This is a genomic window from Bradyrhizobium sp. IC3123, assembly GCF_020193625.1.
GTDB classification, from domain to species: domain Bacteria; phylum Pseudomonadota; class Alphaproteobacteria; order Rhizobiales; family Xanthobacteraceae; genus Bradyrhizobium; species Bradyrhizobium yuanmingense.
The window spans coordinates 13,299-27,336 of record NZ_JADYVF010000025.1; the positions used below are offsets into that span (position 1 = coordinate 13,299).

At 65.1% G+C, this 14,038-nt stretch carries 13 protein-coding genes; 5 read left to right on the forward strand and 8 right to left on the reverse strand.

All coding sequences use genetic code 11. The features are described 5' to 3' along the window. Nucleotides 1-78 precede the first annotated feature (78 nt). Nucleotides 79-2,178: a S9 family peptidase gene (locus I6F20_RS36415; protein ID WP_225131152.1), complete on the reverse strand. Its 2,100-nt coding sequence runs from the start codon at nt 2,176-2,178 to the stop codon at nt 79-81. A 312-nt stretch (nt 2,179-2,490) separates the two neighbouring features. On the opposite strand from I6F20_RS36415, the gene I6F20_RS36420 reads away from it, so the two are divergent. Continuing rightward, on the forward strand, nt 2,491-3,927 hold the full coding sequence (locus I6F20_RS36420) for an MBOAT family O-acyltransferase (RefSeq protein WP_225131153.1): 1,437 nt from the start codon (nt 2,491-2,493) through the stop codon (nt 3,925-3,927). Continuing rightward, nucleotides 3,927-5,033, forward strand: a complete 1,107-nt coding sequence (locus tag I6F20_RS36425; RefSeq protein ID WP_225131156.1) for a hypothetical protein — start codon at nt 3,927-3,929, stop codon at nt 5,031-5,033. The genes I6F20_RS36420 and I6F20_RS36425 overlap by 1 nt, the downstream gene beginning before the upstream one ends. 166 nt (nt 5,034-5,199) lie before the next feature. Here I6F20_RS36425 and I6F20_RS36430 read toward each other — a convergent pair whose 3' ends face one another. The 3 genes from I6F20_RS36430 to I6F20_RS36440 form a co-directional block, all read right to left on the reverse strand. Continuing rightward, a complete protein-coding gene (locus I6F20_RS36430) occupies nt 5,200-6,387 on the reverse strand; it encodes a pyridoxal-phosphate-dependent aminotransferase family protein (RefSeq protein WP_036015923.1) in 1,188 nt (395 codons plus the stop codon). 102 nt (nt 6,388-6,489) lie between these two features. Next, on the reverse strand, nt 6,490-7,215 hold the full coding sequence (locus I6F20_RS36435) for a thermonuclease family protein (protein ID WP_036015924.1): 726 nt from the start codon (nt 7,213-7,215) through the stop codon (nt 6,490-6,492). 216 nt (nt 7,216-7,431) lie between these two features. Beyond that, nucleotides 7,432-9,159 carry a hypothetical protein gene (locus tag I6F20_RS36440; protein WP_036030586.1) on the reverse strand — a complete coding sequence of 576 codons (1,728 nt, stop codon included), beginning with the start codon at nt 9,157-9,159 and terminating at the stop codon, nt 7,432-7,434. A gap of 420 nt (nt 9,160-9,579) precedes the next feature. Here I6F20_RS36440 and I6F20_RS36445 point away from each other — a divergent pair, with 420 nt between their 5' ends. Beyond that, on the forward strand, nt 9,580-10,428 hold the full coding sequence (locus I6F20_RS36445; RefSeq protein ID WP_036015927.1) for a caspase family protein: 849 nt from the start codon (nt 9,580-9,582) through the stop codon (nt 10,426-10,428). A 117-nt stretch (nt 10,429-10,545) separates the two neighbouring features. Here the strand turns inward: I6F20_RS36445 and I6F20_RS36450 are convergent, their stop codons facing one another. The 4 genes from I6F20_RS36450 to I6F20_RS38110 form a co-directional block, all read right to left on the reverse strand. Continuing rightward, the gene (locus I6F20_RS36450) at nt 10,546-11,439 is read right to left on the reverse strand and encodes an efflux RND transporter periplasmic adaptor subunit (protein WP_036015950.1); all 894 of its coding nucleotides are present in this window, start codon (nt 11,437-11,439) and stop codon (nt 10,546-10,548) included. 213 nt (nt 11,440-11,652) lie between these two features. Then, complete coding sequence (locus I6F20_RS36455; protein ID WP_167361671.1) at nt 11,653-11,823, reverse strand: hypothetical protein; 171 nt, start codon at nt 11,821-11,823, stop codon at nt 11,653-11,655. 68 nt (nt 11,824-11,891) lie between these two features. Continuing rightward, nucleotides 11,892-12,917: a lactonase family protein gene (locus tag I6F20_RS36460; protein WP_225131158.1), complete on the reverse strand. Its 1,026-nt coding sequence runs from the start codon at nt 12,915-12,917 to the stop codon at nt 11,892-11,894. A 243-nt stretch (nt 12,918-13,160) separates the two neighbouring features. Next, a complete protein-coding gene (locus I6F20_RS38110) occupies nt 13,161-13,292 on the reverse strand; it encodes a hypothetical protein (protein ID WP_260345447.1) in 132 nt (43 codons plus the stop codon). A gap of 148 nt (nt 13,293-13,440) precedes the next feature. On the opposite strand from I6F20_RS38110, the gene I6F20_RS36465 reads away from it, so the two are divergent. Continuing rightward, on the forward strand, nt 13,441-13,617 hold the full coding sequence (locus tag I6F20_RS36465) for a hypothetical protein (protein ID WP_156447317.1): 177 nt from the start codon (nt 13,441-13,443) through the stop codon (nt 13,615-13,617). 99 nt (nt 13,618-13,716) lie between these two features. Further along, complete coding sequence (locus I6F20_RS38115) at nt 13,717-13,839, forward strand: hypothetical protein (RefSeq protein ID WP_260345449.1); 123 nt, start codon at nt 13,717-13,719, stop codon at nt 13,837-13,839. Nucleotides 13,840-14,038: the final 199 nt, after the last annotated feature.

Here is a 14,038-nt window from a genome sequence, read left to right on the forward strand (position 1 = left end):
GAGCGGAGCGTAATCCAGGAACAGTGTTGATCTCTGCGCGAATCCCGGATTGCGCTCCGCTCCATCCGGGCTACGACGTCACGCCTCCGCCACCCCCGCTGCCCACAGCGCGAACGCGTACACGATCGCGACTTCGTCGAGCCGGTCGAAGCGGCCCGAGGCGCCGCCGTGGCCGGCGCCCATGTTGGTGCGGAGCAGGACCGGGCCGCCCCCACGCATGGTGGCGCGCAGGCGCGCGATCCATTTGGCGGGCTCCCAGTAAGTGACCCGGGGATCAGTAAGCCCGCCCATCGCCAGGATCGCCGGATAGTCCTTTGCCGCGACGTTGTCGTAAGGCGAATACGACAGGATGGTGCGGAAATCCTTCTCGTTCTCGATCGGGTTGCCCCATTCCGGCCATTCCGGCGGCGTCAGCGGCAGCGTGTCGTCGAGCATGGTGTTGAGCACGTCGACGAACGGTACCTCTGCGACGATGCCGGCGAACAATTCGCCGGCGCGGTTGGCGACCGCGCCCATCAGCATGCCGCCGGCCGAGCCGCCATGGCCGATGATGCGCTTGGCGCTGGTGTATTTTGCATCGATCAGCGCGCGGGCGCTGGCGGCGAAATCGTCGAACGAATTCGTCTTCTTCTCGCGCTTGCCGTCGAGATACCAGCCCCAGCCCTTGTCGGCGCCGCCGCGGATATGGGCGATGGCATAGACGAAGCCGCGGTCGACCAGCGACAGGCGGTTGGCGCTGAACGAGGCCGGCATGGCCATGCCGTAGGAGCCGTAGCCGTAGAGTAACAGCGGCGCTGCGCCGTCGAGCTTCAGTCCGCGGCGATAGAGGATCGAGACCGGCACCTCGGTGCCGTCATACGATTTCGCCATGATGCGCGTCGTGACGTAGTCGGCCGGGTCGTGGCCTGACGGAATCTCCTGCCGCTTGCGCAAGACGCGCGTGCGCTTGACCATGTCGTAATCATAGACTTCCGACGGCGTCGTCATCGACGAATAGGCAAAGCGCAGTGTCGTCGTGTCGAATTCGTAGGAGCCCATCGTATCGAGCGAATAGGCGGCCTCGTCGAAGGCGATGGCATGCTCCTCCCCGCTAGCGAGGTCGCGGATCACGACAGAGGGCAGCGCATTGGCGCGCTCCAGCCGCACCAAATGGCCGGCATAGAGATCGAGGTCGATGATGTAGATGCCGGGCCGATACGGAATTAGATCGCGCCAGTTCTTGCGCTCGGGCTGGCTAAGCGGCGTGGTGACGATCTTGAAGTCGATGGCATCGTCGGCATTGGTGAGGATGAAAAGTTCGTCGCCGCGGTCGGCGAGCGAATACTGCACGCCCTCCTCGCGCGTAGCGACCAGGCGCGGCGGCGCCTCGGGATTGGCGAGATCGATCAGCCGCTGCTCACTGGTCTCGTGATCGCCGCCCGCGATCACGCAGAAGCGGCCGCTGGTGCTTTCATGCAGGTGGGTGAACCAGCCCGCATCCTGCTCCTCATAGACCAGCGTGTCGTCGGCTTGCTTGGTGCCGAGCTTGTGCCGCCAAACCTGCATCGGGCGGTGATTGTCGTCGAGCTTCACATAGAAGAAGCTCTTGCAGTCCGCAGCCCAGACCACGCCGCCGTCGGTCTCCTCGACGAGATCGTCGAGGTCCTTTCCCGTCGCCCAGTCGCGGACGCGAATGGAGAAATACTCGGAGCCTTTGGTGTCGGCGCTCCAGGCCTGCAGCTTGTGATCGTAGGAGTGGCGGCTGCCGCCGAACTTGAAATATTGGTGGTCCTTGGCGAGCGCGTCGCCATCGAGCACGATCTGGCCGTCGCCGCCGTCGCGCGGCATGCGGCCGAACAGCTCGTGCTGCCCGCCCTCGCGAAACCTGCGGAAATAGGCGAACGGCCCATCCGGTGACGGCACGCTGGAATCGTCCTCCTTGATCCGCCCGCGCATCTCGCGCACCAGCGTCTTCTGCAGGCCCGAGGTGTGGCCGAGCAGGCTCTCGGTGTAGGCGTTCTCCTCGTCGAGATATTTGCGGATGTCAGGATCGAGCACGGCGGGATCGCGCAGCACCTCCTGCCAGTTCGCGTCCTTCAGCCAGGCATAATCGTCAGTCACGGTAATGCCGTGCCGCGTGAAGGAATGCAGCCGGCGCGGGGCGACGGGGGGCTTCGAAGGCGTCTTGGCTTGGGTCACTCGGTCCTCGTTCAAATATGTGGCGCGGCCTCCTTCACCTCTCCCCGCCTGCGGGGAGAGGTCGGAATTTGCGACAGCAAATTCCGGGTGAGGGGGTACAGGTCTCGCTATGGTCTCATCTGTGGAGAGAGCCCCTCACCCCGACCCTCTCCCCTTAAGAACGGGGAGAGGGAGAAGAAAAAGCGGCTCGCCGTGTCCCACCTTATATCGTTCCGATTCCGCGGATTGCCAGCACGACCGCCCATGCTGCCGGGTTGTTGATCGGCCCCTTGTGTGCTTTGAGGGGCAATATCCCGCCGCCGGTCCAGCCCGATGCTGTTCAATTCCTATGCGTTCATCCTGCTGTTCCTGCCGGTCGTGCTCGCCGGCTATTTCCGGCTCGGCCGGCGCAGCAATCTGGCTCCGGTGGTCTGGCTGGCGCTGGCTTCGATCACCTTCTACGCAATCGGCAGCTGGCAGTTCGTCGCCCTTCTGCTGCTCTCGATCGCCTTCAACTACGGCGTCGGCCATCTTCTCATCGTGGCGGAGCTCACGCACCCGCAACGAAAGGCCGCACTCGCGCTCGGCGTCGTCGGCGATCTCCTCATGCTCGGCATCTTCAAATATGCCGGCTTCGTCGCGGAGAACGTCAACGCGCTGCTCGGCACGGATGTCGCGCTCCACATCCTGCTGCCGGTCGGCATCTCCTTCTACACCTTCACCCAGATCGCGTTTCTGGTCGACGCTTATCGCGGCCAGGTCGCGGCCTATGCGCTGCCGCATTACGCGCTGTTCGTGACGTACTTCCCGCATCTGATCGCGGGGCCCATCCTCCATCACAAGGACATGATCCCGCAATTCGAGCACGAGGAGACCAAGCGCCCGGACGGGCATCTCATGTTGTGCGGAATCATCATCTTCGCGATCGGCCTGTTCAAGAAGACCTGCCTTGCCGACGGCATCCAGCCGCTGGTCGCGCTCGCCTTCGAGGCGCGCTCGCCGAGCTTCGACCAGGCCTGGCTCGGCGCACTCGCCTACACCTTCCAGCTCTATTTCGACTTCTCCGGCTATTCCGACATGGCGATCGGCATCTCGCTGATGTTCGGCATCTTCCTGCCCGTCAATTTCAACTCGCCCTACAAGGCCACCAGCATCGTCGAGTTCTGGCGGCGCTGGCACATGACGCTGTCGCAATTCCTGCGCGACTATCTCTACATCCCGCTCGGCGGCAACCGCAGAGGCCGCGTGCTGCGCTACGTCAATCTGATGATCACGATGCTGTTCGGCGGGCTCTGGCACGGCGCGGCCTGGACTTTTGTCATTTGGGGCGCGCTGCATGGCGCCTATCTCTGCGTCAATCATGCCTTCAATGCTTTGGTGCCGAACGGTCCGCCGCTGATTGCACGCCCAGCTCGCATCGCCGGCGCCGTGCTGACCTTCCTCGCTGTCGTCATCGCCTGGGTGTTCTTCCGTGCCGAGAGCGTCGCCTGGGCATTGCGGGTGCTCCACGCCATGGCTGCCCCTTCGAACCTCGTGCTCGGCCGCGAGGAGATCGCGGCCCTGGTGCAAGTCGCGATCTATGCGGCGCTGGTGTGGCTGGCGCCGAACACACAAGCGCTGATGGAATACGACCACGGCAACCGCGAGGTCGGCGAGGCCTTGCGGGCAGGGCGCACGCGGCCGTTGGTGCTCTATGCGGCCTCGCTGCTGCTCGCCTTCGGCTTCCTGGGCATCCAGAGCCACAGCGAATTCATCTATTTCCGGTTCTGATGCAGGGCGCATTCACCAATCTCGGGCGTCTTCTGCTGGCGAGCGCGGCCTGCGTACTGAGCGCCGCGGCGCTCACCTTCATCGTCGATCCCCTGCAGCTGTTCCGCCCCTCGCGCCTTGTCCCGGCCTTCTACTCGGAGGACACGCGCGTGCAGAATGCCGGGCTGATCAGCAGCCAGCCGTTCGACACCGCCTTCATGGGCACCTCGCTTGCGATCCATTTCCGCCAGAGCGACATCGATCGCGCGCTTCGTGTCCGCTCGCTCAAGCTAGCGATGACCGGCTCCAACTCGCGTCAGCAGGCCTTCGTGCTGGAGCAGGCGATCGACCGCGGCGCAAGGCGCGTGATCTGGGAAATGGACGATTTCATCTTCATCGATGCCGCGGACATCGAGACCGACCCTTATTTGTCCGTCGATCTTTATCGCCGAACCGCCAAGGGCATCGCCTCCTATCTGTTCAGCGCGGCGATGGCGAAGGAATCGGTGTTCGCGCTGCTGCGGTCCGTCCCGCTGCTGCGGGAGCCGCTGACCCGGGCGTCGCCTTATCTGCCGGTCAAGTTTGCGTTGTCAGACGTCGACGACATCTACGCCCTGCCGCGGGATTTCGACGTCGCGCGCGACTACAACGCAAAGAAGACGCTCGCCGCCTTTGCCTACATTACCAGCCCCGTACGCAGCCGCTTCCTCGGCGAAGGCTACAGCTACGAAGCCATGGTCCGGCATTTCGAGCAGGACGCCGTCGGCCTGATCGCGCGCCACCCCGACGTGACCTTCGACATCTACCTCCCGCCCTATTCGATCCTGCAATTCGTCGCGATGCGCGATGCCTCGCCCGAAACGCTGAAGGTTGTCACCGATCTCACGGCGCACATTGCGCAGCGATTGACGCAACTGCCCAACGTCCGCCTGCACGATTTCCGCGCGCTCAAGGCGGTGACGCACGATCTTAACAATTACAGCGACGTTATCCGCCATTCGCCGGCCGTGGACGCGATGGTGCTGAGATGGCTGGCAAGCGGGGAGCACCGCGTCGACCCGAAAGCGCCGCTCGCGCCGCTGAATGAGCTGAAGGCACAGGTGGAGGCGTATCGGGTGGAGCGCTGATCTTCCCCTCTCCCCTTGCGGGAGAGGGTGGCTCGCCGCGCAGCGGCGAGACGGGTGAGGGGTTCTCTCCGCGAGTCCTGGCAGTCGGGAATCGCGGATAGAACCCCTCATCCGGCGCTTCGCGCCACCTTCTCCCACAAGGGGAGAAGGAAGAGGCGCGCGCGACTTACACCGCCACCTCTTCCCCGAGATACGCGACCGCCGCCTCCAGCCCGCCCTTGCCGTGCGGGATCTTCAGCGCGTTCAGCCCGACCTCGATCACCCCGAGCGTGCCGAGCAGCATCGGCGCATTGACATGGCCCATATGGGCGATGCGGAAGGCTTGGCCGGAGAGATCGCCGATGCCGGTGCCGAGCACGACGCCGCACTTGTCCTTGCAATAGCGTTGCAGCACCGCCGGATCGTGGCCGTTGCTCATCGTCACCGTGGTCACGGTGTTGGAGCGCTCGCTGGCTTCGGCCACGTTGAATCCGAGTACCTGGCCTTCCGACCAGACCGAGACCGCGCGGCGGGCGGCTTCGCCGAGCAGGCTGTGGCGGCGGAAGGCGTTCTCCAGGCCTTCCTCGTGCAGCATGTCGATCGCTTTGCGCAACGCGAACAGCAGATGCACCGGCGCGGTGCCGGCATATTTGCGATAATTCTCGGTGCCCTCGCGCTCGCTCCAGCTCCAATAGGGCGTCGACATGTTGGCCTTCTTGTGCACCTCGAGCGCGCGCGCATTGGCGGCGACGAAGCCGAGGCCGGGCGGCGTCATCAGGCCCTTCTGCGAGCCGGACATCGCAACGTCGATGCCCCATTTGTCCATCTCGAACGGCATGCAGCCGAGCGAGGCGACGGTATCGACCATGTAGAGCGCGGGATGGCCGCTCGCCTTGATCGCCTTGCCGATCGCCTCGATGTCGTTCTGCACGCCGGAGGCCGTGTCGACCTGGACCACGACGACGGCCTTGATGCTGTGCTCCTTGTCGCGGCGCAGGCGTTCCTCGACCTCGTGCGGCCGCACCGCGCGGCGCCAATCGCCCTTGAGCACCTCGACCTCGGCGCCCATCAGCGCCGCCGCGTTGCCCCACCCGATCGCGAACCGACCGCTCTCCAGCACCAGCACCTTGTCACCGCGCGACAGGACGTTGCTCAGCGCCGCTTCCCAGGCGCCGTGACCGTTGGCGATGTAGATGTAGGACTTGCCCTTGGTCGCGAACAGCTTGGAGATGTCGCTGAGCAGGCTCTCGGTGAGATCCAGCATCTCCTGGGAGTAGATGTCGATCGCCGGACGGTGCATCGCCCGCAGCACCTCGTCGGGCATCGTGGTGGGCCCGGGGATGGCCAGAAACTCCCGGCCCGCGCGAACGGTCATTGCTGTCGGTCCTTATTGCCTGAGAACAGGATGGTGGGTCGCTGAATCATGCTTTTACGTGCCGGCGCGTCCCGAGAAAAGCGCGCAAAATGCAGGGCTGGGTTATCGCTTCGTCTCCCGGCAACCGGCCGCTTCGGCCTCCTCGACCGAGCAGAACCAGCGGGTGCCCTTGCTGATCTTCATCCTGATCTGCGTGTACCAGCGGCTGGTCGGCTGGTGAAAGATGCACTCCCCGGAGCTGTTGACGTTGCCCTTGATGGTGCAGTCCGGCGACGGCGCGACCGGCCCCGAGGCCGAAGCGAGCAGCACCGCGTGCGCGCCGTCAGGCGGCTTGGTCGCGCCGAGGATCGCGGTCTTCTTGTTGCGGACGCGCCAGTCCCACGGCGCGATGAAGGCGCCCTGCCACATCCCTGCCTTGGCCTCCCGCGCGGCCTTTTCATCGGCTTCATAGTCGCGGGACATGTGGGCGTAGGCCAGCGCCCAGCCGTTGCGCACCAGCCATTTCTGGATGTCCTCGCCGCCGACCTCGCAGCGCGCCACGGTGCGGCCGCGCCGGTCGACCGATCTCGGGCGGCAGACCCAAGTCTTGCCCTCGGCGTATCTGGCGAGCTCATCGCGGGCCGCGACGCCGCAAGTCCAGCGCTCGGACTTGGTGTTAAGGCAGAGCTGGTCGATTGCAGGCGCGTCGATGCCGCCGAGCCGGATCCGCGTGGTGCCGATCACCACCGCATCGCCAGCGCGGACCTTTGCCGTGCCGGTGATCTCGGCGGCATCCGCCAGCGAAGGGATGGCGAACAAAGACAGCGCAATCAGGACCTTTCGCAACATGCCCGTCCAGTTGTGATGAAAATCTCGATAGACGGCGCAATTGTGGTCGGCTTTTGGCCGCGCGGCCAGCGCATGCCGAACAGATAGGCTTTCAACTTCCTGTCATTTTGCGACAGTCTCGTAGGGTGGGTTAGCCGAAGGCGTAACCCACCACTGTTCGTATCCGCGGAGGTTAGATGGTGGATTACGCTTCGCTAATCCACCCTACGAGACCCCTCACCCTCGCGCCATCGCCCGCTTCGCCACCGCCAGCCCCATCAGCACGAACGCCGAGGTCACCTCCGGGCCACCGACCAGGATCCGCGTCGGCGTCTTCATCTTGTTCCATTCATAGGCGCGGAACGGGCCGCGGCGGCCGCCTTCACCGAGCCCGGCGACGATCACGTTCAGCGCCGGTGCGAAGGCGCGCGGGTCGGCGCCGAGATGGCCGAGCGCGATCAGCGCCAGCGCGGCGTCGAACACGTTCATCTCGGCCGCCATCAGCTCGCCCTTGACGTAGGACAGCACGCGATGGCGGATGAAATCGAAATCGCCGGCGGGATCGATCGCGGCCTGCGCCGCCAGCGGCAGCGCCAGGAAGGCGGCATAGCAGCGGCCGAAATAGGCGCTGTAGAGCTCCGGCAGATAATAGATGTGCGAGCGCGGATTGGCGAAGGCGCCGCTGGCGGCCAGCCGCTTCTGAAAGCCGATGATCCGGTGCAATGTTGCAAGCCGCGACGGCGTCTCCAGCACCTTCCAGCGCTCAAGGTTGCGGAAGCTTACCTCGAGAATGTCGAGATTGAGCGTCGGATCGAGATCGTTGCCGTAAGGGCGCTCGCCCTTGAGATTGTCGATCCAGGTCGCAACCCCGCCCTCATAGTCGATATTGTCGTTGAGCGGCACGGTCACGCGCGGTTCGTTGACGCCGGCGCGCACCTGATAGCCCGCATAGAAGTCCAGGAGCGGCTGGTCGATGATCGCGTCGGTACAGCCGGCCTGCGTCGCCGCGGAGATCGAGCAGGCCGTGGTGTCGCAATCCGGCACGTAGATGCCGAAACCGAGGTCCTGCTTGATCTGCGCGAAGTAACGGGAGAAGCGCGGATGCGGCGCCGGCGCCAGTGCGGTGACGACGTTGAAGCGCGCGCCGCCCAAGCCCTCGACCTCCTCGCGACTGATGTTGACGCAGAAATCGACCATGTCGGCGATCGCGCGCTCCGCCGCGACCTTGTCGGCCGGGGAGGCGAGCCCGGTCTCGACGAACCCGAGCAGGGCCTCGATGAAGAACGCGTCGTAATAGGCCGAGCGGTGGCGGATCTGCACCGGCTCCCACATCGGCTCGGCAATGCCTTTCCAGGGCGGATTGACCACGGCGCGCGCGGGCGAGCGCGCGATGAAGACGCGGGCGAGGTTGAACAGCAGCGAGGAATTCTTGTAGCCGCGCGCGTTGAGGCCCGTGAGCGCCATGATCAGCTCGCGGCCGCGGACATCAGGATCGCCGATCAGGTTGAAGGCGGCGTAGGTCGGCAGGAAGCCGTTGCGGCGGTACGAGCCGAGCAGATGCTGCGCGCAATCGCGGATCACGCCGTCGATCTCAGCGCTCTGCGGCATGGTGGCGGTGAACGGCACCGGCGGCGGCTTGGGGTGGTCGAGCGCGATGCTGTCGACGAGATCGGCGATCGGCTGCCCGACCGCCGCCCAGTCGGGCTCGGCCTCGTCGCGGGCCTGGGCGAGGGCCGCGCGCAGCCGCGTCAGCATCCCCTCGTCGCGCAGCTCGGGCAGGCCGGCGCGGCGGAGCAGGATCCGCAGCGCGGGATTGCCGAGGGCGGTCCTGTAGAATTTGGCGAGATGCGGATCGCCGCTGGCCGTATCCGACAATACGGGATCGCAGACGTCGTAAAGCGAGGGGCCGTCCTTCCGCGCCGTCAGCGCCCGGCAGGCGGCGCCGGCAAAATAATGAAAGCTCATGAAATACCTGGTCGCGGGGGCCTTGGTCGGGGACATCAGGCACGCTGCCATCTGCGCGCCACCCCCTGCAAGTCGTTGAAAAAGCTACCCGGATTCGCGGGAAAAACAAATGTGATGGAAGTCACGGAAAAGCCGGCACGAAGGCTGCATGATCGCTCTCCGGAAGGCTACGGGGAAGCCGTAAAGGCGGCAATTTGGATCGGAGAATTATCAAGTATATTCAGACGCTTAGTTCAAATTTTGAGCAATCTATTGCCCCAGGGCCTATATCCGGTTAAGGGTTTGTTTGGTGCGGCGCCGCAAATTGCGCGCAATTCGGGGTCACATCCCCGGCCAATCCCTCAAACCTAAAGACGCTATCGCGCTACTCAAACAGTGTGCGCGCGCTTGGTAGGTCTTTGGCACAGGAAACGAAGCGAGATGAATCTAAAGCAGCTCGACCTTTCCAGACGTACGATCGCCCTCGCCGCGGCCCTCATCGGCACGGTGTCGCTGGTGATCGGCGCCCATGCTGCTCTCAACATGCGTGCGATCGATGCCGCCAAGGCGGTCTCGACCGATCAGATCACCGGTTCGATCGGCCAGAGCTCGCGCCTGGCGCTCGTCATCGGCAATGGACATTACCCCGACGCCAGCGCGCCGCTGACGCAGTCGATCAACGACGCCCGTGCGCTGTCCTCGTCCCTGCGCAAGAACGGCTTCGACGTCGACATGGTGGAAGATGCGACCCGCGACGACATGGTCCGCGCCGTGAGCCGCCTGAAGTCGCGGATCACCCGCGACAGCGTCGTCATGCTGTTCTTCGGCGGCTACGGCGTGCAGGCCGGCCGCGAGAGCTACATGCTGCCGGTCGATGCCGTGATCTGGAAGGAAAAGGACGTCCGCCGCCAAGGCGTGTCGATCGAGGGCGTGCTCGAGATGATGAAGGAGCAGGGCGCCAAGGCCAAGCTCGTCGTGGTCGACGCCTCCCGCCGCAATCCCTACGAGCGCCGCTTCCGCTCCTACAGCCACGGTCTCGCGCCGATCAGCGCGTCCGACAATGCGCTCATCCTCACCTCCGCCTCGCCCGGCAAGGTCGTCGACGACGGGAAGGGCGAGCACAGCGTGCTGGTCAGCGAGTTCCTCAACAACCTCAGCAAGCCCGGCAGCGCCGAGAGCGTCTTCAACAAGACCCGCCTCGCCATCTCCCGCGCCAGCGAAGGCGACCAGGTCCCGACCGTATCGTCGTCGCTGCTCGAAGACGTCCGTTTCGGCGAAGCCGGCGGTTAGTTCGCGGCTCTTGTAGGGTGGATTAGCCGAAGGCGTAATCCACCGCTTCTCTCGCGTCAGCTTGGAAAGCAAAGAGGTGGGTTACGCCTTCGGCTAACCCACCCTACGACGTTGCTCCTACTTCGCCGCTTCCGCGCTCGCCATCACGGGACGCACCGGATCGCCTTCGCGCAGCAAGGCACCGGCGCGGGCGACGACGACGTCGCCCTCGCTGAGGCCGTCGCGGACCTCGATATTGCCGCCGGACATCAAGCCGACCTCGACACGCTTGGTCTCGACGCGGTTGCGGCGGATCACCTGCACCACGGTGCCGGCGGACGAATATTGCACGGCGGTCAGCGGCACCGCCACGTTGCAGCTCTGCCCGGTCTTGATCAGCGCGCGCCCGCTCCCATTCAGCAGCAGCCGCTTCTGCGAGGAGATGCCGATATAGACCATGCCCTGCTGGATGTTCGGCTCGACGGTCGGTCCGATGCGGCGCACCTTGCCGCTGATGTCGCCGCCACCTGGGATCCGCACGGTGGCCTGCTGATTGACCGCGAGCTTGCGCACATCGGTGGTGGCCACGAGGCCGACGAGGTCGTACTCGCTGCGCGCCACGATCGTGAACAGCGCCTCGCCCTTGGCCGAGGCGAAGTTGCCGATCTGCGCGGTCGAGGTCGCGATCACCCCCGCCACGGGCGCGGTGACCTGAAGCGTGCCGCCTTCGGGCAGCGCCAGCCGGGCCAGCACCTGGCCGGCGGTGGTGGTGTCGCCGGCTTCCGCCAGCACGTCCGTGACCTTCAGGCCGGGCCGCTCGGGCCGCACCGAGGTTTCCTCACGCGCGATGATCGTGCCGGTGGCTTCGACGACGTCGGAGAAGCAGGATTTCGCGACCTTCAGCACCGTGACCGCCGGCCCCTTCGGCGCGTCGTCATCGGCGGCACCGGCCGGATGGGGGCTGAGGACGAGCAGGCCGGCGACGGCTGCGGGGCACAGGTTTCGAACAACGGCGCGGGGCAAATGACGCATCGGAAATTCCAATTGGGTAAATTCCACTTGGGCTATGCCTCCAATCGATAGCAGATGGCCGCCGCCCGCACTACGGCCGCGTCGTCCCGAAACAGGACGCCGTGCCGCCGCCGGCAGTCGCGGCAAGCAAGTCTTTGACAAGCAAGTCTTTGATGAGTCGCGGGATTGGAGAACAGGTTCGCTCCGAAGAGCTCGAGTCGCGCGCGGCGGGCGTCAGCGGCGCCGCTCACCCACCGGCTTGCCGCTGGCCCGCTCGATCAGATGCAGCCGCGTGCAGGCCGGACACGACACCGACACGTGCGTGCGATCGCTCGGCTCGTCGGTAAGCCGATGCTGCACGTTCAGGCCCGTCTGGGGACATTTGAAGACAATCTGCCGGTCCATGACCGAGATATGACGCCAAGCCGGGCCTCGCGAAATTACGGATGTTTACGTAGGTCGGCGATGGCTCCTCACGGCAGTTTCAGGAACTCGACCCAGTTTGGTTTCTTGCCGGTGGGGTAGGATTTCAGCTTGGTCAGCGCGCCGCTGCCCTGGTCGATGGCATGAACCGTCATGCTGTCGGAGAGCTCGCCGACCGCGGCGAGATAGCGGCCGCTTGGATCGACCTGAAAGCCGCGCGGTTGCTTCTCGGTCGGCACGCTGCCGATCGTGGTCAGCTTGCCGCTCGAGCCATCGACCCTGTAGGCGGTGAGCGTGCTGGTGGTGCGCTCGGAAGCGTAGAGGAAGCGGCCGTCCGGCGTGATGTGGATGTCGGCCGCCCAAGGTTTTCCCGAAAACCCTTCCGGCAGCGCGGTGGTGCGCTGGATCTCGTCCCACGCGCCGCTCCTGGCTTCATAAGTGAAGGCCGCGACGTCGCCGTTCAGCTCGTGGAGGAGATAGACGAACTTGCCGCCGGGATGAAACACGAAGTGCCGCGGCCCCGATTTCTCCGGCACCTTGCGCCCCGGCGGGTCGTTCGGCGTCAGCGTGCCGGTCGTGGCATCGAATGCGAAGGCCAGCACCTGATCGGAGCCGAGATTGGTCGCGAATGCGAAGCGGTTGTCGGGCGAGGGCAGGAAGGCGTGGGCGTTCAGCCCGGTCGGGATCACCTGCTTGGGCTCGCCGGCAACCCCGTTGCCAAGCAGCGGATTCAACGCGACCTTGTTGCCGCCATAGGAGGCGCTGAACAGGAACTTGCCGCTGCGGTCGATGGCGATATGGGCCATGCTGTCCGCGAGCGGTCCGTTGCCGAGATGGCTGAGCTCGCCCGTGCGGGGATCGATCGCAAAGCTCACCGCGAGAGTGGGCTGCGAGCGGATGCCGGCGATCAGCGTACGGCGATCGGGCGTGATCGCGAGCGGTGTCGAGGAGCCCGGCTTTTCGACGCCCTTGAAGGGGGCCGTCTGCACGAGCGTCATCTCGCCGCTCTCGCTCATCTTGAACACGCTGATGTCGTTGCTGTCGGCGTTGCCGACATAGGCGAAGGTTTCGGCCATACCGGCACGGACTCCAGAAATGAGGGTAAGCGAAGCGAACAGGGCGGCGGCGATCGCAGCGCGTGGCGCGCGCGATGCGATGCGTCGGATCGGTCTCGACATCGGTCTCGACATGGGCTCCTCCTGAAAGCTGGCTCGCGGTATTATCGTTTTTGCCGCGAGCATAGCGGGCGGAGCGACGCCGCACCAAAATCCAATGGGGATCGATCGATGCCGAAATCGCATCGGTCGCGGGATGCCGGGTCAGCGCGCCGCTGCGGTTCGGGAGGGCAGACGCAACCCGGACGGCTGGTCCGGCGGCCCGAGCATAGTCCACACGGTGATCGCGACCAGGGCGGAGGTCATGAGGGTCCAGAGGATGAGTCGTTTTCGCATCAGGCCAATCCATCGGTGCAAGCCGCGAGGCCAAGGGCCGCGTCAGCGATCCTGCACTGCAAAGAGCGGCGGTTCTATGAGGCCGTTCACAGGGCGAAAACGGCCGATGCTGTCGCGAACCAATGCGCTGCGAACGCATTGAACCGACATGTCCCGCGCAAACGATCTCGAAGGCAAGCCCGACATGGGCGGCAAGCATGGCGGTCAAGCCGGCCAGCCCAAGCTTCCGCCGCGCCCGCACGAGGGCGAGCGCGATGCGGATGTCGTGGCAAAGCGCCACACCGGCCAAACCGATCGGGCGGCGCCGCCGACCAAACCAAAATAGTTCCTTGCCGCCGCCCTCGCGGCAGGCCCCGCGCCGGGAACGGCGGCATCGCTCTGCCGTTAGCTCGGGGCGCGAGAGAGGGAAAAGGGAGGCTGGCTCGTGTTTTGGATCTGTTGGAACACCGCCTGGTCGCTGATCATCAGCGGCATCATGGTCGCCACCATCGTCAGCCACCCCGACGCCGAATTCGCCGAAGTGAGGGCGGCCCGACAATCGATGTGAGCTTCTCTTACCTTTGCCGAGCCCGTTCCGGATCACGTCATGCTGCCGGGCATGAAGCAGCGGATCTTGGGGCGGCCGTTGACGTAATAGGGCCAGACCATGGTGCGCCCGTCGTCGAGCGCCGTGCTGTCGGCATCAGCACAACAGGGGGGACCGCACTCGGCGCCGCCAAATCTCAACCAGCGGTTGGCGGGCCTTG